This is a genomic window from Streptomyces sp. NPDC028314, from assembly GCF_055565795.1.
In genome coordinates, this window is the sequence record NZ_JBVHTP010000015.1 from 48770 (window position 1) to 70208 (window position 21439).

Here is a 21439-nt window from a genome sequence, read left to right on the forward strand (position 1 = left end):
GTGTCGGGCATGGATCTTGGACTGAAGGACCGTGTCTACGTCGTCACCGGAGCCACCCGCGGGCTCGGCTTCGCCTCCGCGCGCGAGCTGACGGCTGACGGAGCGAAGGTTGTACTCACCGGCCGGGACGCGGCACGCGCCGCCGAGGCCGCCGCCGCCCTGGGCCCGAACGCGGTGGGAGTGGCCGCGGACAACGCCGACCCGGCGTCCGCCGCACTGGTCGTCGCCGAGGCCCGGGAACGCTTCGGCCGCCTCGACGGCGTCCTCATCAGCGTCGGCGGCCCCCCGCCGGGGATGGCCGCGGACAACACCGACGAGCAGTGGACCGCGGCCTTCGAGTCGGTCTTCCTGGGCGCGACCCGACTGGCGCGGGCGGCTGCCGCCGAGCTGGGCGAGGGCGGGGTCATCGGCTTCGTGCTGTCGGGCTCCGTGCACGAGCCGATCCCCGGGCTGACCATCTCGAACGGCCTGCGGCCGGGGCTGGCGGGCTTCGCGAAGTCCCTCTCGGTGGACCTGGGTCCGCGGGGCATCCGGGTGGTGGGCCTGCTGCCGGCGCGCATCGACACCGACCGGGTCCGCGAGCTGGACGCCCTGTCCGGCGACGCCGCCGCCGCGCGGACGGCGAACGAGTCCCGCATCCCGCTGCGGCGCTACGGCACCCCGGAGGAGTTCGGCCGCGCGGCGGCGTTCCTCCTGTCCCCGGCGGCGTCGTACCTGACGGGCGTCATGCTCCCGATCGACGGGGGCGCGCGGCACGGCTTCTAACCGATGCCCTGGCCGGGCGTTTGACGGGGTTCGGGGTGTCCCCCTGGCCCCGGGCCATTGCCCTGGCCGGGACTCTGGCGGGGGTTCTGGGTGTCCCCGGTACCCCGGGCCTGTTTGCAGCTCGGCTGCCGTTGCCCTGGCCGGGCGGTTTCCGGGGTTCGGGCTGCCCCGTGCCGGGCCGGGCCTGTTTGCGGCTCGGCTGCTGCGGGTCGCCTCAAGCGCCGGCGGGGCTGGGGTGGTGGGTCGGATAACTGTCCCCCACCGCGGGGGTTGGGCTTCGTGGCCGGGGGCGGTGTCGGGGTGGGGTGTCGTCCGGGGCTAAAACGTGATTTGTTGGCGCCCCGCACCGCCCGGCAAAAGGGACCCGGATCAGGCGCCATAAATCATGCCCGCCCCGGACCACACCCCACCCCGGCGGCGTCCCCGGCACCCCGCCCAACCCGCAGCCAAAACCAGCCCCGCCGGCGCTTGAGGCGCCCCGCAGCAGCCGAGCTGCAAACAGGCCCGGCCCGACAGGGGCAGCCCGAGCCCCGACCAACGCCCGGCCAGGGCAGGGGCAGCCCGGACCCCGACCAACGCCCGGCCAGGGCAGGGGCAGCCCGTTCCCCGCCCGGCCAGGGCAGGGGCAACGGCCCGGGGGCATGGGGCCACCCCGAACCCCGTCAACCGCCCGGCCAGGGCACGGGCAGCGGCTAAGTGACCCGCGCCGCCCCATGCGCCGATACCTGCAGGCGCGCCTCCGTGGGGAGTTCGGGGAGGCCCGCCGAGGCGCGGGCGTGCGTGAGGACCGGTCCCGCGAGCGCGGCCAGCGCATCGGCCGGGACGGCGTGCGGCTCCAGTTCCAGCGCGACCCGCAGCGTCGGCGCCCCCCGCCGCCCCCGCAGCGCGACCCGGCAGCGGGCGACCCCGTCCACCGCCTCCGCCTCCTGGGCGACCGCCGCTTCCAGGGCGCTCCCCCGCAGCAGTGCGTACGCCCCGTCCCCGGTGTCGACCTCCACCGCCGCCAGCCGCGACCGCCGCAGCTGCGCCAGCAGCCACCACAGCGCGAGCAGCACGCACAGCGCCAGCCCGGCGAGCACCGCCCACCACCACCAGCCGTCCGCGTGCCAGTACCGCCGCCGGGTCTCGGCCGTCAGCAGCGGCGCGTGCCGGCCGCCGAGCGGCCAGGACGCCGTCAGCAGCGAGACCCCGGCCGCCAGCAGAACGGCTCCGACGACCGCCAGCAGGACCCGGTTGACCGAGCCGAGCATCCCGTCACCCCTTCCGGTCGACCCGTACGCGCGGACCCGGCGCGTGCGCGAGTCCCAGTTCCTCGATGCCGACGGCGAGCACCGCGTCCAGGTCGGCCCGTACCTCGTCCAGTTCCCGGAAGTGCGAGGTGGCCCGTACCCCGATGCGGGAGCGGCCCACCTTGACCCGGACCGACCGCACCCCGGACACCTCCATGGCCCGGTCGCGCAGCACCAGCCCGGCAGCCTTCCGCCCGAGCCCGGCCCGCACCTGCGGGTCCGGCGGGGTCCGCATCGTCAGGATCCGGCGCAGCCCGGGGGTGAGCGCCAGGGTCAGCAGTACCGCCCCGGCGACCGCGAGGATCCCGCCGCCGATGAGCACGCCCGGGTCGGACGGGGTGTGCCGCTCCAGCTGAAGGGCGAGTTCGTGCCGCCACCGCATGCCGGGCCGGTGGGCCCGTACCGCCGCCAGGTCGTACAGGAGCGCTCCCGCCACCGCGAGCCCGCCCAGGGCGGTCAGGGCGGCCGGGATCCGCCGTGTGGAGCGGAACCGGGCGGGGCGTGTCCTCACCGCAGCCGCCGGTCCCGCCCGGCGGGGGCCGGCCTGGTCTGCGTGGGGTGCAGGTGCTCGATGTCGATGTCGACCTCGGGTACGGCCATCTGCGCGCACTCCTCGATGCGCCGGGCCACCTGGCCGCGTACGGCGGCGCACTGGGCGGCCAGGTCCGACGGGTAGGGCAGCTCCAGGCTGACCCGTACCCGGGCGATGTCGTGGTGCACGGTGACGGTCGCGTGCGGGGGCGCGGCCTTCGCCACGACGGTGGTGAGCGCCTCCCGCGCGGCCTGCGCCGCGATCTTGGCGACGACCCGGTCCGCGATCCGGGTGGCTCCGCGTTCGGCGGCGGGAACCCGCGCGGGAGTGGCCCGTGGTGTGGTCATCGGGGCTCACCTCCGCCGGTCGTCGCGGTGCGGCCGGAACAGGTCGCCGAGGTCCAGGTCCCCGTCCAGGACCCGGCCGACGACGAACCCGATGGCGCCGAGCGCCGCCACCAGCAGGAACGCCCCGAAGCCGCCGAAGTATCCGGCGAACCCCAGTGCCATGCCGGCCACCAGGCCGACGACCGCCATGCTCATACGGGCTCCTCTGGGCTACTGGAGCCGGGATTCCGGCTCCTCGTCGTCCTCGTCGGGCAGCTTCACGTCGCTGACCGCGATGTTGACCTCGACGACCTCCAGACTCGTCATCCGCTCGACCGCCGAGATGACGTTCTCACGTACGGCCCGGGCCACCTCGCGGATCGACACGCCGTAGTCGACGACGATCTCCAGGTCGAGCGCCGTCTGGACTTCGCCGACCTCGGCCTTGACGCCTCGGGAGGCGGCGGATTTGGCGCCGCCGGGGACGCGGTCGCGGACGGCTCCGAACGTGCGGGAGAGGCCGCTGCCGCTGCCCATCGCGTGGACTCCGACCACCTCGCGGGCGGCCAGTCCGGCGATCTTCTCGACCACTCCGTCGGCGATGCTGGTGCGGCCCCGGTCCGCCGGGTCCTTGGCGGGGCCCCCTGCTGCGGTTTCGGTCATCGCGTGTCCCTTCGTGCGTGTGGACTCCAGACCACGGTAAGCGCGACGCCGCTCCGGCGCGCCGAGGACTGGGCCGATTGTTCTTGACCTCGACCACGGTCGAGGTCCGAGAGTGGGTTCGTGATCGAGGCCGAGGGGCCCGACACGGACGTGGGGGTAGCCATGCGTGCGATACGAGTGGACGTGTACGGAGGCCCGGAGGTACTGGTCCCGGTCGAGGCGGCGGACCCGGTGCCGGCTGCGGGCGAGGTGCTGATCAGGGCCGAGGCGGTGGACATCCTCTACGTGGAGACCCAGATCCGCGGGGGCTGGGGCGAGGCCTTCGGTTTCGTCCCGCCGTTCGTCCCGGGCGGGGCGGCCTCGGGCACGGTCGTCGCGGTGGGTGAGGACGTGGACCCGGGCTGGCTGGGGCGCCGGGTGGTCGCCGGTGCGGGCACGAAGGGAACGTACGCGGAACTCGTACGGGTTCCCCTGGACCGGCTGGTCCCGGTCCCGGAGGGCCTCGGGATGCGGGAGGCGGCGGCTCTGGCGCACGACGGGGTGACCGGCACGGGCATCGTCGAGGGCGTCGGGATCCGGCCGGGCGAGCGGGTGCTGATCCTGGGCGCGGCGGGCGGGATGGGCACGCTGCTGGTCCAGATGGCGGTGGCGGCGGGAGCCGTGGTGGTGGGTGCGGCCCGGGGTGAGCGGAAGCTGGCGCTGGTCCGGGAGCTGGGGGCGGCGGCGGTCGTCGACTACTCGGAGCCGGGCTGGACCGGGCGGGTCGGGGGCCCGGTGGACGTGCTGCTGGACGGGGTGGGCGGTGAGCTGGGCCTGGCGGGCTTCGGTCTGGTCCGCGACGGGGGCCGGGTGTCGGCGCACGGTGCGCCGAGCGGGGGCTTCACCGAGCTGGACCCGGCTGAGGTGGCCCGGCGGGGGATCACCGTGCGGGGCATCGCGGAGGTGCAGTTCCCGCCGGAGGAGATCGTCCGGCTGACCGGCGTGGCGCTGGCGGAGGGCGCTGCGGGGCGGCTGAGGCCGGTGATCGCGCGGGAGTTCCCGCTGGCCGAGGCGGAGGCGGCCCACCGCGCGGTCGAGTCCCGATCGGTGGCGGGCAAGGCCCTGCTGATCCCGTAGGAGGGCACGGGTGGGGCCGACACGAGGGCCGGCCCACGTGTCGGCCTCCGGTGTGCCGGCGGGGTCGGTGTCAGTCCGACAGGCCGGCCAGGTCCCGCAAGCGCCGGGCCTGGGCCGCCCGCTCCGCGGTGCGCTGTGCGTCGTAGGGCCGGCTCACGGCATCGCGCAGCAGCGCCTTGGTCTCGATCACGGCGTCCCGCGGGGGTGCCAGCAGGGCCGTCGTCAGGTCCTGGACGGCCGCGTCGAGCTCGCCGGCGGGGACGACCAGGTTCGCGAGGCCCACCCGCTCGGCCTCTTCGGCGTGCACGAAGCGGCCGGTGGCGCAGATCTCCAGGGCGCGGGCGTAGCCCACGAGCGAGGTCAGCGGCTGGGTGCCGGCCAGGTCGGGCACCAGGCCCAGGCTGGTCTCGCGCATGGCGAACTGCACGTCGTCGGCGACCACGCGCAGGTCGCACGCGAGCGCGAGCTGGAAGCCGGCGCCGATCGCGTGCCCCTGCACGGCGGCGACGGAGATGATGTCGTTGCGCCGCCACCAGGTGAATGCCTCCTGGTACTCGGCGATGGTGCTGTCGAGCAGTTCGTCGGAACCGCGTGCCAGATCGAGGAAGGACGGCTCACCCTCGAAACCCTCGGGGGTGAACGCCTGCCGGTCGAGCCCCGCGGAGAAGGACTGGCCCTCACCGCGCAGTACGACGACCCGGACAGTGCCCGGCAACGACCGTCCGGCCTCCGCCAACGCCCGCCAGAGCGCGGGGGATTGAGCGTTTCGCTTGGCCGGATTGGTCAGTGTCACCGTGGCGACCGCGTCGTCGACGGTGAGCCGTACGCCGTCCTTGTCGAGCAGAGCCATGTCTGTGCCTCCGGTGTGCAGTCGGCCGCAAGCCGGCCTAAGTGACTGCACAGTAACCACCCAGCCGACCGCTTGACCGACCGGGGGTCACCGAAGAAACCGTCAAAGCCCTTGAAACTGTCACGCATGGAGCTGTGGAACGGCTCCGGCCAGGGTCAGGCCGTAGCCGCCTTCTTGCCGCGCGTCGCGCCTCCGCGACCACGCAGAATAACTCCGGACTCACTGAGCATCCGGTGTACGAATCCATAGGACCGGCCGGTCTCTTCGGCCAGTGCCCGGATACTCGCACCGGAGTCGTACTTCTTCTTCAGGTCTGCCGCGAGCTTGTCGCGCGCGGCGCCGGTTACCCGGCTGCCCTTCTTCAGAGTCTCGGCCACCCGTGCCTCCTCATGGGAAGTGCGCTCTGGACTTCTCATGATCACCCCTCCCACGCTTCCTGGCCACCCATTCAGCAAGGTCGGTACGGCCGCATTTCCCGGGGAGTGGACACACGAGCAGAACGGAATCTTCTCTTCCGCGGCATGACCTCCGTCACACTTCTTCACCTTCGGCGGGAATCACCAGGTCAGGGGCCGGACGCCGGAAAAACCGCGGCCCCGGTCGCGTACCCGGGCGGGTACGGCCGGGGCCGTCGAACACCGTGCGACGGTATGAGACCGCCTCACTCAGATGATGGATCACGCGTGGGCCGAATGATCCATAAGGAACTGGATCAACGAACTGGATCAGCTCACCGCAGTGGATCGGGATCAGGCGAGGGCGACCAGGTCCCGGTAGTCCGGGCCCCACAGGTCCTCGACCCCGTCCGGCAGCAGGATGATCCGCTCCGGCTCCAGGGCCTCCACCGCGCCCTCGTCGTGCGTGACGAGGATGACGGCGCCCTTGTACGTGCGCAGCGCGCCCAGGATCTCCTCGCGGCTGGCCGGGTCGAGGTTGTTCGTGGGCTCGTCGAGCAGCAGCACGTTCGCCGAGGAGACGACCAGCGTGGCCAGGGCCAGCCGGGTCTTCTCGCCGCCGGAGAGCACGCCCGCGGGCTTGTCCACGTCGTCCCCGGAGAACAGGAAGGAGCCGAGGGTCTTGCGTACGGCGACCAGGTCCAGGTCGGGGGCCGAGGAGCGCATGTTCTCCAGGACCGTGCGCTCCGGGTCGAGGGTCTCGTGCTCCTGGGCGTAGTAGCCGAGCTTGAGGCCGTGGCCGGGGACGACCGTGCCGGTGTCCGGCTTCTCGGTGCCCGAGAGCAGCCGCAGCAGGGTGGTCTTGCCGGCACCGTTGAGGCCGAGGATGACGACGCGGGAGCCCTTGTCGATGGCCAGGTCGACGTCGGTGAAGATCTCCAGCGAGCCGTACGACTTCGACAGGCCCTCGGCGGTCAGCGGGGTCTTGCCGCAGGGCGCCGGGTCCGGGAAGCGCAGCTTGGCGACCTTGTCGGAGACGCGGACGGCCTCCAGGCCGGCGAGCAGCCGGTCGGCGCGCTTGGCCATGTTCTGGGCGGCGACGGTCTTGGTCGCCTTGGCACGCATCTTGTCGGCCTGCGAGTTCAGGGCCGCGGCCTTCTTCTCGGCGTTCTGGCGCTCGCGCTTGCGGCGCTTCTCGTCGGCCTCGCGCTGCTGCTGGTAGAGCTTCCAGCCCATGTTGTAGACGTCGATCTGGGCGCGGTTGGCGTCCAGGTAGAAGACCTTGTTGACGACGGTCTCGACCAGGTCGACATCGTGGGAGATCACGATGAAGCCGCCGCGGTAGTTCTTCAGGTAGTCACGCAGCCAGACGATGGAGTCGGCGTCGAGGTGGTTGGTGGGCTCGTCGAGGAGCAGGGTGTCGGCGTCCGAGAAGAGGATCCGGGCGAGCTCCACGCGGCGGCGCTGACCGCCGGAGAGGGTGTGCAGCGGCTGGCCGAGCACCCGGTCGGGCAGGCCGAGGGCGGCCGAGATGGTCGCGGCCTCGGCCTCGGCGGCGTACCCGCCCTTGGTCAGGAACTCCGTCTCCTGGCGCTCGTACTGCTTCATCGCCTTGTCGCGGGTGCCCCCGGAGCCGGTGGCGATGCGCTCCTCGTTGGCGCGCATCTTCTTGATCAGTACGTCGAGACCGCGCGCGGAGAGGATCCGGTCGCGGGCGAGCACGTCGAGGTCGCCGGTGCGCGGGTCCTGCGGCAGGTAGCCGACCTCACCGGATCGGGCGATGGAGCCGGCGGCGGGCTGACCCTCGCCCGCGAGGCACTTGGTGAGCGTGGTCTTGCCCGCTCCGTTGCGGCCGACCAGGCCGATGCGGTCGCCCTTGGCGACGCGGAAGGAGGCGGACTCGATGAGGACGCGGGCGCCGGCGCGCAGCTCGACGCCGGTGGCGGTGATCACGGAAATACTCCAGGGCGGTGGGGACGGCGGAAGGGGGGCAGGACGCGCGAAGCTTCGACGCCGCTAATCCGCGAGGAGATTTGCCATGAAGACATTCTAACGGGGGTGCGCAACTACTTTTGGGGCCGCCCGGGATGGATCACCACGGGGGCGTGCCCCTGACGCGCGTCCCCCGTTCGGCTCACGGATCACGTCGCCGGCCCGGGGCACGTATCAGGATGAAGGGGTTGATGCCCGCCGCGGGTGGGGAGGCGCGGCTCCGGATGGCTCCCCTGGTTCCACGACGAGAGGGCGGTGCGGGATGCAGTTCGACGACGACGCCAACCTGGACACTTCCGAGGTCCAGGACGTTCGCGGCAGCCGCATCCCGGGCGGGAGGGCCACGGTCGGCGGCGGCATCGTCGGTTTCATCGCGCTGCTCCTGGGGCTGTTCTTCGGTGTGGGTCCCGAGCAGCTCGGGCTGTCCGACGGGAGCCCCGAGCCGGCTTCCACCGTCTCGTCCGCGGCCCAGGTGCAGCAGACCTGCAAGACGGGCCAGGACGCCAATGCCCGCGAGGACTGCCGGCTCGTCGCCGTGGTGAACAGCACCCAGGACTTCTGGAAGCAGGAGTTCCAGAAGCGTGGGGGCCAGTACAGCCCGGCGTCGACGGTGTTCTTCACCGGCCGGGTGGGGACCGCCTGCGGGGCGGCCAGCGCGGCGGTCGGCCCCTTCTACTGCCCCAGCGACCGGAAGGTCTACCTCGACCTGAGCTTCTTCAACGAGCTGCGGAGGCAGTTCGGCGCGAGCGGGGGCCCCTTCGCCCAGGCGTACGTCGTCGCCCACGAGTACGGGCACCACATCCAGAACCTGACCGGTACCCTCCAGCGGGCCCAGGACGGCCGGCAGGGCGCGGACAGCAACGCGGTGAAGGTGGAGCTCCAGGCGGACTGCTACGCCGGGGTGTGGGCGCACAACGCGACGAGGACCCCGGACAGGTCCACCGGGCGCCCGCTGATCACCAGCCTGACCGACGCGGACATCGAGGACGGCCTGAACGCGGCGGCCGCGGTGGGCGACGACCGGATCCAGGAGAAGCTCCAGGGCCGGGTCACTCCCGAGGCGTGGACGCACGGCAGCGCGGAGCAGCGCCAGCAGTGGTTCTACCAGGGCTACCGCACCGGCGACATGGCCCAGTGCAACACCTTCCGCTGACTGTCAGTGACGCCTGCCATGCTGTGGTGCGGGTCACAAGCCCGTACACGCACACAGGCGCACTGCACGAGAGGGAGTGATCGTCATGGCAGGTGTTCCGTCCATCTATCCGACTCTGCTCTACCGCGATGCCAAGGCCGCGATCCGGCTGCTGACGGAAGCGTTCGGGTTCACGCAGGTCGCGGTGTACGAGGGTGAGGACGGCGCCGTGATGCATGCGGAGCTGTCCTACGGCAACGGCGCGGTGATGCTCGGCAGCAAGGGCCGCGGCGGATCCTTCGACCAGGCGATGGCGGACAGCGGGCCGGGCGGGGTGTACGTGGTGGTCGACGATGTGGACGCCCACCACCTCAGAGCCGCCGAGCACGGGGTGGAGATCCTGATGGCCCCCACCGACCAGGACTACGGCTCGCGCGACTACATGGCCCGCGACGCGGAGGGCAACGTCTGGAGCTTCGGGACGTACGCGCCGCAGTTCTGACGCTGCGGCGCGTCCGCTCGTACGGGGCCTTCCCCGGGCGTACGGGGCTACGCGCCGCCGGTGTGGACCTGGAAGGCGGCCCGCCGGACCGCCTTGGCCAGGGCCGGGTCGGGGTGGGCCGCGGCCAGCGCGACCAGCACCTGCACGGTGCGCGGGTGGCCGACCGCGCGGACCTCGTCCAGCAGCCGCGGGACGGTGGTCCGGACGGCCGAGTCCAGGTGGCGGGCGAGCAGCTCGGCCTCGCCGTGGTCCGCGATGGCCGCCGCGGTGTCCACCCAGAGCCAGGTCGACTCCTCGGGGGTGAGCACGTCCTGGGCCTCGTCCGGGTCGACCCCGTCGTGCTCGGCGAGCCACAGCAGGGCGTAGGGGCGCAGCGCGGGATCCCGTACGGCGGCGCGCACCTCGGGCTCGGCGGGGGCGCCGACCACGCGCAGCGCCTCGAAGGCGAGCCCGCGCAGCAGGGCGTCCTCGCCCCGGGCGGCCTGGAGGAGCTCGCTGACGGCGTGGCCGACGGGCCGGGCGGCGAGCCAGGCCTGGTACTCGGCGCGGGCGGGGCCGGGGGTGAGTCTGGCGCAGCCGTGCAGCATCGCGGCGGCGGACTGCTCGATGTTCCCGGCGGGGCTCTGCGCGGCGACGCAGATCTGCTCCAGCTTGACCCAGACGGCCCAGCTGCCGAGCGGGGTGAGGGTGGCCTGCGCGGGGCCGAGGGTGATGGCGTCGACGGCGCCGAGTCCGCCGAGGGCCCAGCGCAGCAGCCGGGCGAGCGGGACGGGCTGCGCCGGGACGGCCGCCTGCGCGGTGGCGGTCAGTGCTGTGGCCGCCTGTGCGGTGGCGGTCTGTGCGATGGCCGCCTGCGCGGTGGCTGCGGTCGTCTGCTGGTCCGGGCCGCCGTTCGCGCAGGCCTCGTACGGGACTTCGCACCGCTCGTCGCGCAGTTCGGTGACGCGCTGGCCGAGCAGGTCCAGCAGGTCCGGCACGGTCACGGGACCGGCGGACAGCTGGAGCAGCGACAGGAGTTGGGGCATGGCCTCGACCACCTCGGCGACGACCGCGGGGGCGATGTCGGCCGGGGCGGGGTGGACGAGCGACCAGGCGTCGAAGAGGGCGACCCAGCCGCGCAGCACGGCGGTGTCGTCGCGGTCCCAGGCGCGCAGCCGCCAGCCGGGCCGGGCATGTCCGCCGTGCACCTCGACGAGGCCGGAGAGCCGGGCGCGGTCCCAGCCGACCCGGATCTGGCCGTGTGTCAGCTTCAGTTCGGCGGCGGCCCGTTCGACATCGGCGGCGGGCAGGGCGCCCGCCGGGGCGGGCCGGCCGCCGTCGCCGGCTCCCAGGTGCAGCTCGGCCCAGCGGGCCAGCCGTACCGCGTCGGAGAGCGAGGCGCGGGCCCGGTTCGCCAGGTCGGCCGGGGCGGGTGTGCCCGCCGGAGGCCGGGGAGCGGGTCGGGTTCGCCGGTCGGTCACCGCCTTGCGCGCCGCGGCGACGGAGCGCGGGGAGACGAGTCGGAGTCTGGAGTCGCGAGCCAACTGCTCATCAGGCTTTCGGGACGTCACGGAAGCAGTCTCGCCCGTCACTGGCCGAAAGCCCAAACGGAACTGGTCATTACCACTGGTCACCGGGCGGACAGACCCCAACAAACCACCCTCCGCGCCCCGTCCGGCACACGCCCTTCACATAAGAGGGGTCAGGAAGCGCCGCAGCGCCTCCTCGTATCCGGCGGGATCGGCGTTCCACATCGCCCCGTGCGGGGCGTCGGGGACGGTGTGCAGGGTGACGAGGTCGGGCCGGGCCGCGGCGAGCCGGCGGGAGGGCTCCCAGGGGGCGAGCGCGTCGTCCGGGCCGTGGAAGATCAGGACGGGGACGCGCAGGGCGCCGGGGTCCGCTCCCGGGGGCCGCCGGTCGGCGCGCAGTCCGGCGCGCCCCTCGGCGGCCCGGACCGCGAGCGGGATCAGCGGCGCGGGGGTGTGGCGGGCGGCGGCGAGGGCGCGCAGGGTGGTGTGCCAGTCCAGCACCGGCGAGTCGAGCACCAGCCCGGAGATCCGGCCGGCCAGCGCGGAGCGCTCGACGGCGTGCAGGGCCATGGCGGCTCCGGTGGACCATCCGTGCAGGATCACGCGGCGGGCTCCGTAGCGGACGGCGTAGCGGATGGCGGCGTCCAGGTCCCGCCATTCCGATTCGCCGAGGTGGCTGAGGCCGTCCGGGGAGGCGGGTGCTCCGAGGTCGCCGCGGTAGGCGAGGTCGAGCACCGGGAGGCGGTGGTGGTGCAGGAAGGGCATGACCACCATCGGGTGCTCGCGGCTGGCGCCGAGCCCGTGCACGGTGATCACCCAGGTGTCCCGGGCTGCGGGGACGAACCAGGCGGGCAGCGGGCCGAGCTCCCCGGGAACGTCCACGTCGGCGTGGTCGAGGCCGAGGGCGGTGCGCGGGTTGCCCAGGTGCACCTGCGGGGTGAGGGTGACCCGGCTTCCGGGGTGGAGGCTGCCGTGGGTGACCGCGAGGAGCCGGCGCACGACGGTGTCCGGGCCGTGCGGGACGTCGGTGAGGACGGGGCCGACCACGGCGTGCACACCGGGGGCGTCGAGTCCGTACGTGCCGGGGCGCAGGGAGCCCAGTGAGCGGGTCAGGGTGACCTGGTCGGCGGTGGTGGAGTGGACGCTGAGCCGGGGCCCACCGGGCAGGGGCCGGCCGGGCTGGGACCGCAGGGCCGCGTCGGCGGCGTACCGGCCGGCCGCGACGGCGGCTGCTCCGGCACCGATCAGGGTCGTGGTGACGGCCGCTGCCGTCGTGGCGGTACGCACCGCTCCAGTCTCGGGGCGCGCGGGCGCGGGGGCCACCGGAGGGGACCGTTCCGGCCGCGGCGGGGACGCGGTGGGGACGCGGTGGGGCGTTTCGGCCAGGCGACAACCGGAACCGGAAGGGCAGCGGTGGCGGGCGTGCGCCCGGAGCGGCGGCCGGGGAGTGATCTAAGTCTCTTCGGGACCCGCGCGAGGGGTGGCGGATGAGCCCGAGGCCCTGCGGGAAACGGCTCGTTCACCCGGCTTTGACGTGCATTAATCGATATATCTACGACGGAATCAGGACGAAGGTCCCGATCGCGGGCCGCGCCAGGACACTACTCGGCCCCGTCCAGTTCATCTTCCGTTCATCCAGGTTGCCTACGGTCGCCGAACCACTGACGTCAAACAGAAGCCTGGGTAAATGGAGCACATAACGCTTCTCCTCGGGATCGTGATCATCACCGCTCTCGTGTTCGACTTCACGAACGGTTTCCACGACACGGCCAACGCGATGGCCACCACCATCTCGACCGGCGCCCTCAAGCCCAAGACGGCGGTGGCCATGTCCGCCGTACTGAACCTGGTCGGCGCGTTCATGTCCGTGGAGGTCGCCAAGACGATCTCCAAGGGCCTGGTCAACGAAGAGGGCATCCAGCCCGAAGTGATCTTCGCCGCCCTGGTCGGTGCGATCCTCTGGAACCTCGTCACCTGGCTCGTCGGTCTCCCCTCCAGCTCCTCCCACGCTCTGATGGGCGGCCTGATCGGTGCCGCGGTCGCCTCCGCCGGCCTCGACGCCGTCAACGGCAGCGTCGTCGTCACCAAGGTGCTCCTCCCCGCGCTCGCCGCGCCCCTGGTCGCCGGCATCGCCGCGATGCTCGCCGCCAAGGTCACGTACAAGCTCGGCAACAAGGTCGGCGAGAAGACCTCCACCAAGGGCTACCGCGCCGGTCAGATCGCCTCGGCCGGTCTCGTCTCCCTCGCGCACGGCACCAACGACGCGCAGAAGACGATGGGCATCATCACCCTGGCGCTGGTCGCCGGCGGTGCGATCGCCCCCGGCTCCAACCCGCCGGTCTGGGTCATCGTCTCGGCCGGCATGGCCATCGCGATGGGCACCTACCTGGGCGGCTGGCGCATCATCCGCACCATGGGCAGCGGCCTGACCGACCTGCAGCCGCAGCAGGGCTTCGCCGCCCAGACCTCGGCCGCCAGCGTCATCCTGGCCTCCTCCAGCCTCGGCTTCTCCCTCTCCACCACCCACGCCTGCTCCGGCGCGGTCATGGGTGCGGGCCTGGGCCGCAAGGGCGGTGTGGTCCGCTGGTCCACCGCCACCCGCATGTTCATCGCGTGGGGCCTGACCCTGCCGGCCGCGGCCCTGGTCGCCTCCGGTGCCGAGCTGGTCATGCGGACCGGTGACATCGGCGTCGGCGCCGTCGCGGTCTTCCTGGTCGCCTCCTGCTTCGCCATCTGGGTCATCTCCCGCCGCCAGGTCGTCGACCACCACAACGTCAACGACGTGGCGCCGGCCGCCGCCTCCGAGGCCGAGCAGCCCGGTGTGGTCACCACCGCCATGGCCGCCGTCGCCGTCCCGCCGACCGCGGGTACGACCGCCGCGGTGACGGACGAGGACCTCAGGGCAACCATCCCTGCCGCGTCGGCGACCCCCGCGACCCCTGCGGCTCCGGCCGCCGCGGTCTGACCCCGAGAACGACAGAGGAAACGGCAGTATGAAGATCGACTGGGCAGCACTCGGCTCCGTCTTCGGGGTCAGCCTCTCCGCCACCGTCGCGCTCGTGGCCCTCTTCACCCTGGGCCTGGTGGGCCTCTCCAAGCACGAGGCCGCCACCGAGCAGGGCGGCGCCGCCACCCTGGCCCGCAGCGGCGCGTACGCCTGCTTCGCGCTGTGCGCGGCGGCCGTGACGTACGGCATCTACCTGATCATCAGCTGAGGCACCTGCGCACCACGCGTCAAGGCTCCCTCCGGGTTTCTCCCGGGGGGAGCTTTCGCGTACCGGTTCCGCGTACCGGTTTGGCGTACCGCTTTCGCATGCGGGTTTCGCATACCGGTTTCGCATCCCTCGCCGCAGGTCAACGGCAAGTTGACGGGCGTTCGCGGAGCGTGGTGGACTGCCCGAGCCAATACGGCGGCATGGAGAGGAAGTCCGGTGCGAATCCGGCGCGGTCCCGCCACTGTCACCGGAAGGCGCACGCGGCGCGTGCGCCCCGGGAGCCAGGAACTCTCGCCGCCGGACCCGTCGAACCAGGGCGCGGACCCTGAGTGAGGACACAGCTGCCACCATGCGTGCCGACCGCGTTTTCGCGTACGGCGCCACGGCGGGCCTGATCGGCGACCGGATCTTCGGGGATCCGCGCCGCGGGCACCCCGTGGCCGCCTTCGGAAGAGCCGCCGCCGCTGTCGAGCGCGCCCTGTGGCGCGACGACCGCGCCCGTGGCGTCGTCCATGCCCTGGTGTGCGCGGGAGGCGCGGCCGCCGTCGGCGCGCTGGGCGCCCGCGCCGTGCGCTCCCGGCCCGCGGCCGCCCGTATCGCCCTGACCGCCGCGGCCACCTGGGCCGTCGTGGGAGGCACCTCTCTGGGCCGGGAGGCCCGCGCCATCGGCGGGGCGCTCGCCGCGGGGGACACCGAGGTGGCCCGGGAGCGGCTGCCGCACCTGTGCGGGCGCGATCCGCAGGCCCTGGACGATCAGCAGATGGCCCGCGCCGTCGTGGAGTCCGTCGCCGAGAACACCTCCGACGCCGTGGTCGGGGCCCTGTTCTGGGGCGCCGTGGCCGGGGTGCCGGGGCTGCTGGCCTTCCGCGCCGTGAACACCCTGGACGCGATGGTGGGCCACAAGTCGCCCCGCTACCTGCGCTACGGCTGGGCCTCGGCCCGGCTCGACGACGTCGCGGGCTGGCCGGGGGCCCGGCTGACGGCCCTCGCCGCGGTCCTGGCCGGCCCCGACCGGCGGGGAGCCGTACGGGCCTGGCGCGCCGACGCCGCCGCGCACCCCAGCCCGAACGCCGGACCGGTGGAGGCCTCCTTCGCCGGCGCCCTGGGCGTACGGCTGGGCGGGACCCTCGCGTACGGGGGGCGGGTCGAGCACCGGGCCGTCCTCAACGGTGCCGCCGGACGGCCGGTGGAGGTCGCGGACATCGAGCGGGCGGTGCGGCTGTCGCGCCGCGTGACCTGGGTGGCCCTGGCGGCCTGTGCGGCACTGCGGTGTGCGGTGTCGATGCGTGCGGTGCCGAGAAGTGCGGTGTCGCTGCGTTCGGTGTCGATTCGGTTCGGAAAGGGACGCGCATGAGCGGCGCGAAGCGCGGCGGCGGTCTGCTGGTCGCCGGTACGACCTCGGACGCGGGCAAGAGCGTGGTCACGGCGGGCATCTGCCGCTGGCTGGCGCGGCAGGGCGTGAAGGTGGCCCCGTTCAAGGCGCAGAACATGTCGCTGAACTCCTTCGTCACGCGGGAGGGCGCGGAGATCGGCCGGGCCCAGGCTATGCAGGCGCAGGCCGCGTGCGTGGAGCCGACCGCCCTGATGAACCCGGTGCTGCTCAAACCCGGCAGTGACCGCAGCAGCCAGGTCGTGCTGCTGGGCAAGCCGGTGGGCGAGATGAGCGCGCGCGGCTACCACGGGGGGCGCCAGGAGCAGCTCCTGGGGATCGTCACGGACTGCCTTGAGCAGTTGCGGGGCACGTATGACGCCGTGATCTGCGAGGGGGCGGGCAGTCCGGCCGAGATCAACCTGCGCCGGACCGACATCGTGAACATGGGCATCGCGCGGGCCGCGCGCTTCCCGGTGGTCGTGGTCGGGGACATCGACCGGGGCGGGGTCTTCGCGTCGTTCTTCGGCACCACCGCGCTGCTCTCCCCCGAGGACCAGTCGCTGATCGCGGGCTATCTGGTCAACAAGTTCCGCGGTGACGTGTCGCTGCTGGAGCCCGGCATGGAGATGCTGCGCGGGCTGACGGGGCGGGCGACGTACGGGGTGCTCCCCTTCCAGCACGGCCTGGGCATCGACGAGGAGGACGGGCTGCGGGTCTCGCTGCGGGGCGCGGTGCGCGAGTCGGTCGTGGCACCGCCGGTCGGCGAGGACGTGCTGCGGGTCGCGGTGTGCGCGGTGCCGCTGATGTCGAACTTCACGGACGTCGACGCGCTCGCCGCGGAGCCGGGCGTGGTGGTGCGGTTCGTGGACCGGGCCGAGGAGCTGGCCGACGCCGACCTGGTCGTCGTCCCGGGCACGCGCGGCACGGTGAAGGCGCTGGCGTGGCTGCGCGAGCGCGGCCTGGCCGACGCGCTGGCCCGGCGGGCGGCCCAGGGCCGGCCGGTGCTGGGCATCTGCGGCGGGTTCCAGGTGCTGGGCGAGCACATCGAGGACGAGGTGGAGTCCCGGGCGGGGGCGGTCGACGGCCTCGGGCTGCTGCCGGTGCGCGTCCGCTTCGAGCGGGAGAAGACCCTGGCGCGGCCGCAGGGCACGGCGCTCGGCGAGCCGGTCGAGGGGTACGAGATCCACCACGGGGTGGCCGAGGTGCTGGGCGGGACCCCCTTCCTGGACGGCTGCCGGGTCGGCGAGGTGTGGGGCACGCACTGGCACGGCTCGCTGGAGTCGGACGGCTTCCGCCGGGCGTTCCTGCGGGAGGTGGCCGCGGCGGCCGGGCGGCGCTTCGTCCCGGCGCCGGACACCTCCTTCTCCGCGCTGCGGGAGGAACAGCTTGACCTGCTGGGCGACCTGATCGAGGAACACGCCGACACGGCCGGGCTGCTGCGGCTGATCGAGGGCGGCGCCCCGGCGGGCCTCCCCTTCCTCCCTCCGGGTGCGCCGTGACGGCCGGGGCCCTGCGGGGCTCTCCCCCACCCCGTCCTTTCCCGGAACCGGCCGGAGCCCCGGCAGCGGCGCCGCACCCGCGGACCTCGGCGGAGCACCCGGCAGGGGCCCGCACCATCGAAGGAGTGAGCAACGCATGAGCACGCCCTACCCGTTCACCGCAGTGGTCGGCCAGACCGATCTGCGGCTGGCGCTCCTGCTGAACGCCGTGAGCCCAGCGGTCGGCGGCGTGCTCGTGCGCGGTGAGAAGGGGACCGCCAAGTCCACCGCCGTCCGCGCGCTGTCCGCGCTGCTGCCGCAGGTGGACGTCGTGCCCGGCTGCCGGTTCTCGTGCGCGCCCGCCTCGCCCGACCCGGCGTGCCCCGACGGCCCCCACGAGCCCGGTCCCGGCGCCGCGCGCCCGGCGCGGATGGTGGAGCTGCCCGTCGGCGCCTCCGAGGACCGGCTCGTCGGCGCCCTCGACATCGAACGCGCCCTCGCCGAGGGCGTGAAGGCCTTCGAGCCCGGCCTGCTCGCCGACGCGCACCGCGGGATCCTGTACGTCGACGAGGTCAACCTGCTCCACGACCACCTCATCGACCTGCTGCTCGACGCGGCCGCGATGGGCGCCTCGTACGTGGAGCGCGAGGGCGTCTCCGTACGGCACGCCGCCCGGTTCCTGCTCGTCGGCACGATGAACCCCGAGGAGGGCGAGCTTCGCCCGCAGCTCCTCGACCGGTTCGGGCTGACCGTCGAGGTCGCGGCCTCCCGCGAGCCCGCGCAGCGCGTCGAGGTGGTGCGCCGCCGGCTCGCGTACGAGGACGACCCGGCCGGTTTCGCGACCCGCTGGGCGGATGACGAGCACGACGTACGGGCCCGGGTCGTGGCCGCGCGGGCGCTGCTCCCCCGGGTCGTGCTCGGGGACACCTCGCTGCTGCAGATCGCGGCGACCTGCGCGGGCTTCGAGGTCGACGGGATGCGCGCCGACATCGTGATGGCCCGTACGGCCACGGCGCTGGCGGCCTGGGCCGGGCGGACCGACGTGCGCAAGGAGGACGTGCGGCAGGCCGCGCTGCTGGCGCTCCCCCACCGGCGCCGCCGCAACCCCTTCGACGCCCCCGGGCTCGACGAGGACAAGCTGGACGAGATCCTGGACCGGTTCCCCGACGAGGAGCCGGAGCCCGAGCCCGAGCCCGAGGGCCCGAACGACGGCGGTCCGGACGACGGCGGCCCGCAGGACGACGGCCCCGGTGACGACGGGGGCGGCGGGGTGCCGCCGCAGGGCAGCGGCTCCGAGGCCCCGGAGGCGCCCGAGGCCCCCGAGCCGCAGGAGTCCCCGGAGGCGCCGCAGGCCCCCGAGCCGCAGCCCTCGCAGGGTGGCGGGGCGGCCGAACAGGCCGCCGTACGGGCCTCCGAGCCGTTCCGGACCAAGATGCTGAGCGTGCCCGGGCTCGGCGAGGGCGCGTCCGGGCGCCGCTCCCGCGCCCGGACCGCGCACGGCCGGACCACCGGAGCCCAGCGCCCGCGCGGCCACCTGACCAAGCTGCACCTGGCCGCCACCATCCAGGCGGCCGCCCCGCACCAGAAGGCACGCGGCCGCAGCGGGCGCGGGCTGGTGGTACGCAAGGACGATCTGCGGCAGGCGACGAGGGAGGGGCGCGAGGGGAACCTCGTGCTGTTCGTCGTCGACGCCTCCGGCTCGATGGCGGCCCGGCAGCGGATGGGCGCGGTCAAGGGCGCGGTCCTGTCGCTGCTGCTGGACGCCTACCAGCGCCGGGACAAGGTCGGCCTGATCACCTTCCGGGGGGCGGGCGCCGAGCTGGCGCTGCCGCCGACCTCCTCGGTGGACGCGGCCGCGGCCCGGCTGGAGCGGCTGCCGACGGGCGGCCGCACTCCACTGGCCGCCGGGCTGCTGAAGGCCCACGAGGTGCTGCGGATCGAGCGGCTGCGGGATCCGAGCCGCCGGCCGCTGCTGGTGGTCGTCACCGACGGGCGGGCCACTTCGGCCGGCGCCCTGGGCGGGGACGCCCGCGAGCTGTCCGGGCGCAGTGCGCGGCTGCTGGCCGCCGAGGGGGTCGCGTCGGTCGTCGTCGACTGCGAGAGCGGGCCGGTCCGGCTGGGGCTGGCCGGGGCACTGGCCGCCGACCTGGGCGGGCCTGCCGTCAGCCTGGACGGGCTGCGGGCCGACAGCCTGGCAGGGCTCGTGAAGAACGTTCGTACATCCGTGGAATCCCAACGACCGCAGCACAACCACAGCAACAGGAGGGCCGCGTAATGCCGCAGGGACAGCCGACCGTCGTTCCCGACGACGGACTCACGACGCGCCAGCGCCGCAACCGCCCGCTCGTGTTCGTCCACACCGGGCCGGGCAAGGGCAAGTCGACGGCGGCCTTCGGGCTGGCGCTGCGCGCCTGGAACCAGGGCTGGCCGATCGGGGTGTTCCAGTTCGTCAAGTCGGCGAAGTGGAAGGTCGGCGAGGAGAACGCGCTCAAGGTGCTCGGCGCCTCGGGCGAGGGCGGCTCCGTCGTCTGGCACAAGATGGGCGAGGGCTGGTCCTGGGTCCAGCGCGACGCGCAGCTCGACAACGAGCAGGCGGCCAAGGAAGGCTGGGAGCAGGTCAAGCGGGATCTGGCCGCCGAGACGCACAAGCTGTACGTGCTGGACGAGTTCGCGTACCCGATGCACTGGGGCTGGATCGATGTGGACGAGGTGATCGAGGTGCTGCGCAACCGTCCGGGGACCCAGCACGTGGTCATCACGGGCCGCAACGCGCCGGAGAAGCTGGTGGAGTTCGCGGACCTGGTCACGGAGATGACCAAGGTCAAGCACCCGATGGACACCGGCCAGAAGGGCCAGAAGGGCATCGAGTGGTGACCTCGTTCAACGTTCCGCGTCTGGTGATCGCCGCGCCGTCCTCCGGCAGCGGCAAGACCACCGTCGCGACGGGCCTGATGGCGGCCTTCTCGGAGCGCGGCCTCGCCGTGTCCCCGCACAAGGCCGGGCCCGACTACATCGACCCCGGCTACCACGCGCTGGCCACGGGCCGGCCGGGGCGGAACCTGGACGCCTTCATGTGCGGGCCGGAGCTGGTGGCTCCGCTGTTCGCGCACGGGGCGGCGGGCTGCGATCTCGCGGTGGTCGAGGGTGTGATGGGCCTGTACGACGGGGCCGCGGGGCGCGGTGAACTCGCCTCGACGGCGCAGGTCGCGAAGCTGCTGCGGGCTCCGGTGGTGCTGGTCGTGGACGCCTCGTCGCAGTCGCGGTCGGTGGCGGCGCTGGTGCACGGCTTCGCCTCGTTCGACCCGCAGGTGCGGCTGGGGGGCGTGATCCTGAACAAGGTCGGCTCCGACCGGCACGAGGTCATGCTCCGTGAGGCGCTGGAGGAGGCCGGGGTGCCGGTCCTGGGTGTCCTGCGGCGGGCTCCGCAGGTGGCGGCGCCCTCGCGGCACCTGGGTCTGGTGCCGGTCGCCGAGCGGCGCACGGACGCGGTGACCTCGGTCGGGGCGCTCGCGGACCAGGTCCGGGCGGGCTGCGATCTGGACGCCCTGATGGCGCTGGCCCGGACCGCGCCGCCGCTGGACTGCGAGGTGTGGTCGCCCGGCGCGGCCGCGCGGGAGTCGGCGCCGACGTCGGGGTCGGCGTCCGGGGCCTCGGCACCGGCGCGGCGCGGAGGCGGGCGGCCCGTCGTCGCGGTCGCCGGCGGGGCCGCGTTCACGTTCTCCTACGCCGAGCACGCGGAGCTGCTCACCGCCGCCGGGGCCGAGGTCGTCACCTTCGACCCGCTGCGCGACGAGCGGCTGCCCGACGGGACGGCCGGGCTGGTCATCGGCGGCGGGTTCCCCGAGGTGTACGCGCCCGAGCTGTCCGCGAACGAGCCGCTGCGCGGGGCCGTCGCCGCCTTCGCCGCGGCCGGCGGGCCGGTGGCGGCCGAGTGCGCGGGGCTGCTGTACCTCGGGACGTCGCTGGACGGGAAGCCGATGTGCGGGGTGCTCGACGCCGACGCCCGGATGTCGGAGCGCCTGACCCTCGGCTACCGCGAGGCGGTGGCGGTGTCGGACAGCTCCCTCGCCGCGGCCGGGACCCGGCTGCGCGGGCACGAGTTCCACCGGACGGTGATCGAGCCGGGCTCCGGGGCCACGCCCGCCTGGGGGTTCACGCATCCCGAGCGCCGCGTCGAGGGCTTCGTGGCGGGCGGGGTGCACGCGAGCTACCTGCACACGCACTGGGCGGCGGAGCCGTCCGTCGCCGTGCGCTTCACGGAATCCGCCGTGCGCTTCACGGAAGCCGCGGCGCGGGCCCGGTGA

Annotated in this window: 21 protein-coding genes and 1 riboswitch; of the genes, 11 read left to right on the forward strand and 10 right to left on the reverse strand. The window is 73.9% G+C overall.

Going from position 1 to position 21439, the window contains the following annotated elements; genetic code table 11:
* Nucleotides 1–9: 9 nt before the first annotated feature.
* The gene (locus tag ACZ4TG_RS29950; RefSeq protein ID WP_468168460.1) at nt 10–765 is read left to right on the forward strand and encodes an SDR family oxidoreductase; all 756 of its coding nucleotides are present in this window, start codon (nt 10–12) and stop codon (nt 763–765) included.
* A 692-nt stretch (nt 766–1457) separates the two neighbouring features.
* Here the strand turns inward: ACZ4TG_RS29950 and amaP are convergent.
* Genes amaP through ACZ4TG_RS29975 form a run of 5 tightly spaced genes read right to left on the reverse strand, consistent with a single transcriptional unit; the run spans nt 1458 to nt 3575 of the window.
* Nucleotides 1458–2015 (reverse strand): alkaline shock response membrane anchor protein AmaP, encoded by a 558-nt coding sequence (amaP, locus tag ACZ4TG_RS29955; RefSeq protein WP_468168463.1) that lies wholly within the window; start codon nt 2013–2015, stop codon nt 1458–1460.
* Nucleotides 2016–2019: 4 nt separating this feature from the next.
* Entirely contained in the window at nt 2020–2565 is a 546-nt protein-coding gene (locus ACZ4TG_RS29960) for a DUF6286 domain-containing protein (protein WP_468168466.1), read from the reverse strand.
* On the reverse strand, nt 2562–2933 hold the full coding sequence (locus tag ACZ4TG_RS29965; protein WP_468168469.1) for an Asp23/Gls24 family envelope stress response protein: 372 nt from the start codon (nt 2931–2933) through the stop codon (nt 2562–2564). The genes ACZ4TG_RS29960 and ACZ4TG_RS29965 overlap by 4 nt, the downstream gene beginning before the upstream one ends.
* Nucleotides 2934–2939: 6 nt before the next feature.
* On the reverse strand, nt 2940–3128 hold the full coding sequence (locus ACZ4TG_RS29970; RefSeq protein WP_468168472.1) for a hypothetical protein: 189 nt from the start codon (nt 3126–3128) through the stop codon (nt 2940–2942).
* Nucleotides 3129–3143: 15 nt separating this feature from the next.
* Nucleotides 3144–3575 (reverse strand): Asp23/Gls24 family envelope stress response protein, encoded by a 432-nt coding sequence (locus tag ACZ4TG_RS29975; RefSeq protein WP_468168475.1) that lies wholly within the window; start codon nt 3573–3575, stop codon nt 3144–3146.
* A 162-nt stretch (nt 3576–3737) separates the two neighbouring features.
* Here ACZ4TG_RS29975 and ACZ4TG_RS29980 point away from each other — a divergent pair, with 162 nt between their 5' ends.
* The gene (locus ACZ4TG_RS29980; protein ID WP_468168478.1) at nt 3738–4691 is read left to right on the forward strand and encodes a zinc-binding dehydrogenase; all 954 of its coding nucleotides are present in this window, start codon (nt 3738–3740) and stop codon (nt 4689–4691) included.
* A gap of 70 nt (nt 4692–4761) precedes the next feature.
* Here the strand turns inward: ACZ4TG_RS29980 and ACZ4TG_RS29985 are convergent, their stop codons facing one another.
* The 3 genes from ACZ4TG_RS29985 to ACZ4TG_RS29995 form a co-directional block, all read right to left on the reverse strand.
* Complete coding sequence (locus ACZ4TG_RS29985; RefSeq protein ID WP_468168481.1) at nt 4762–5541, reverse strand: enoyl-CoA hydratase/isomerase family protein; 780 nt, start codon at nt 5539–5541, stop codon at nt 4762–4764.
* A 155-nt stretch (nt 5542–5696) separates the two neighbouring features.
* Nucleotides 5697–5918, reverse strand: coding sequence for a helix-turn-helix domain-containing protein (locus tag ACZ4TG_RS29990; protein WP_048476734.1), 222 nt, complete (start codon nt 5916–5918; stop codon nt 5697–5699).
* A 372-nt stretch (nt 5919–6290) separates the two neighbouring features.
* Nucleotides 6291–7889 carry an ABC-F family ATP-binding cassette domain-containing protein gene (locus ACZ4TG_RS29995; RefSeq protein ID WP_468168484.1) on the reverse strand — a complete coding sequence of 533 codons (1599 nt, stop codon included), beginning with the start codon at nt 7887–7889 and terminating at the stop codon, nt 6291–6293.
* A gap of 301 nt (nt 7890–8190) precedes the next feature.
* Here ACZ4TG_RS29995 and ypfJ point away from each other — a divergent pair, with 301 nt between their 5' ends.
* Both ypfJ and ACZ4TG_RS30005 read left to right on the forward strand, forming a co-directional pair.
* Nucleotides 8191–9081, forward strand: coding sequence for a KPN_02809 family neutral zinc metallopeptidase (gene ypfJ, locus ACZ4TG_RS30000; protein WP_468168487.1), 891 nt, complete (start codon nt 8191–8193; stop codon nt 9079–9081).
* An 85-nt stretch (nt 9082–9166) separates the two neighbouring features.
* Nucleotides 9167–9562 (forward strand): VOC family protein, encoded by a 396-nt coding sequence (locus ACZ4TG_RS30005; RefSeq protein WP_468168490.1) that lies wholly within the window; start codon nt 9167–9169, stop codon nt 9560–9562.
* 47 nt (nt 9563–9609) lie between these two features.
* On the opposite strand, the gene ACZ4TG_RS30010 is transcribed toward ACZ4TG_RS30005, so the two are convergent.
* A complete protein-coding gene (locus ACZ4TG_RS30010) occupies nt 9610–11112 on the reverse strand; it encodes a hypothetical protein (RefSeq protein ID WP_468168493.1) in 1503 nt (500 codons plus the stop codon).
* Between the two features lie 117 nt (nt 11113–11229).
* Nucleotides 11230–12357 (reverse strand): alpha/beta hydrolase, encoded by a 1128-nt coding sequence (locus ACZ4TG_RS30015; RefSeq protein ID WP_468168496.1) that lies wholly within the window; start codon nt 12355–12357, stop codon nt 11230–11232.
* Nucleotides 12358–12757: 400 nt separating this feature from the next.
* Between ACZ4TG_RS30015 and ACZ4TG_RS30020 the strand changes: the two genes are divergently transcribed.
* The 7 genes from ACZ4TG_RS30020 (at nt 12758) to ACZ4TG_RS30050 (ending at nt 21439) form a co-directional block, all read left to right on the forward strand.
* Nucleotides 12758–14035: an inorganic phosphate transporter gene (locus ACZ4TG_RS30020; protein WP_468168499.1), complete on the forward strand. Its 1278-nt coding sequence runs from the start codon at nt 12758–12760 to the stop codon at nt 14033–14035.
* A 28-nt stretch (nt 14036–14063) separates the two neighbouring features.
* Complete coding sequence (locus ACZ4TG_RS30025; RefSeq protein ID WP_468168502.1) at nt 14064–14285, forward strand: hypothetical protein; 222 nt, start codon at nt 14064–14066, stop codon at nt 14283–14285.
* A gap of 205 nt (nt 14286–14490) precedes the next feature.
* A riboswitch (cobalamin riboswitch) is annotated at nt 14491–14576 on the forward strand.
* 58 nt (nt 14577–14634) lie between these two features.
* Nucleotides 14635–15639 carry a cobalamin biosynthesis protein gene (locus ACZ4TG_RS30030; protein WP_468168505.1) on the forward strand — a complete coding sequence of 335 codons (1005 nt, stop codon included), beginning with the start codon at nt 14635–14637 and terminating at the stop codon, nt 15637–15639.
* The gene (locus ACZ4TG_RS30035) at nt 15636–17156 is read left to right on the forward strand and encodes a cobyric acid synthase (RefSeq protein WP_468168508.1); all 1521 of its coding nucleotides are present in this window, start codon (nt 15636–15638) and stop codon (nt 17154–17156) included. Before ACZ4TG_RS30030 ends, ACZ4TG_RS30035 begins: the two co-directional genes overlap by 4 nt.
* Before the next feature lie 136 nt (nt 17157–17292).
* Entirely contained in the window at nt 17293–19410 is a 2118-nt protein-coding gene (locus ACZ4TG_RS30040; RefSeq protein ID WP_468168511.1) for a putative cobaltochelatase, read from the forward strand.
* A complete protein-coding gene (cobO, locus tag ACZ4TG_RS30045) occupies nt 19410–20009 on the forward strand; it encodes a cob(I)yrinic acid a,c-diamide adenosyltransferase (protein ID WP_468168514.1) in 600 nt (199 codons plus the stop codon). Before ACZ4TG_RS30040 ends, cobO begins: the two co-directional genes overlap by 1 nt.
* The gene (locus ACZ4TG_RS30050; protein WP_468168516.1) at nt 20003–21439 is read left to right on the forward strand and encodes a cobyrinate a,c-diamide synthase; all 1437 of its coding nucleotides are present in this window, start codon (nt 20003–20005) and stop codon (nt 21437–21439) included. Before cobO ends, ACZ4TG_RS30050 begins: the two co-directional genes overlap by 7 nt.

Coding starts and splice junctions, on each gene's coding strand:
- ACZ4TG_RS29950 (WP_468168460.1), top strand. CDS start 10: ATGGATCTTGGACTGAAGGACCGTGTCTACGTCGTCACCGGAGCCACC.
- amaP (WP_468168463.1), bottom strand. CDS start 2,015: ATGCTCGGCTCGGTCAACCGGGTCCTGCTGGCGGTCGTCGGAGCCGTT.
- ACZ4TG_RS29965 (WP_468168469.1), bottom strand. CDS start 2,933: ATGACCACACCACGGGCCACTCCCGCGCGGGTTCCCGCCGCCGAACGC.
- ACZ4TG_RS29970 (WP_468168472.1), bottom strand. CDS start 3,128: ATGAGCATGGCGGTCGTCGGCCTGGTGGCCGGCATGGCACTGGGGTTC.
- ACZ4TG_RS29975 (WP_468168475.1), bottom strand. CDS start 3,575: ATGACCGAAACCGCAGCAGGGGGCCCCGCCAAGGACCCGGCGGACCGG.
- ACZ4TG_RS29980 (WP_468168478.1), top strand. CDS start 3,738: ATGCGTGCGATACGAGTGGACGTGTACGGAGGCCCGGAGGTACTGGTC.
- ACZ4TG_RS29985 (WP_468168481.1), bottom strand. CDS start 5,541: ATGGCTCTGCTCGACAAGGACGGCGTACGGCTCACCGTCGACGACGCG.
- ypfJ (WP_468168487.1), top strand. CDS start 8,191: ATGCAGTTCGACGACGACGCCAACCTGGACACTTCCGAGGTCCAGGAC.
- ACZ4TG_RS30005 (WP_468168490.1), top strand. CDS start 9,167: ATGGCAGGTGTTCCGTCCATCTATCCGACTCTGCTCTACCGCGATGCC.
- ACZ4TG_RS30020 (WP_468168499.1), top strand. CDS start 12,758: ATGGAGCACATAACGCTTCTCCTCGGGATCGTGATCATCACCGCTCTC.
- ACZ4TG_RS30025 (WP_468168502.1), top strand. CDS start 14,064: ATGAAGATCGACTGGGCAGCACTCGGCTCCGTCTTCGGGGTCAGCCTC.
- ACZ4TG_RS30030 (WP_468168505.1), top strand. CDS start 14,635: ATGCGTGCCGACCGCGTTTTCGCGTACGGCGCCACGGCGGGCCTGATC.
- ACZ4TG_RS30035 (WP_468168508.1), top strand. CDS start 15,636: ATGAGCGGCGCGAAGCGCGGCGGCGGTCTGCTGGTCGCCGGTACGACC.
- ACZ4TG_RS30040 (WP_468168511.1), top strand. CDS start 17,293: ATGAGCACGCCCTACCCGTTCACCGCAGTGGTCGGCCAGACCGATCTG.
- cobO (WP_468168514.1), top strand. CDS start 19,410: ATGCCGCAGGGACAGCCGACCGTCGTTCCCGACGACGGACTCACGACG.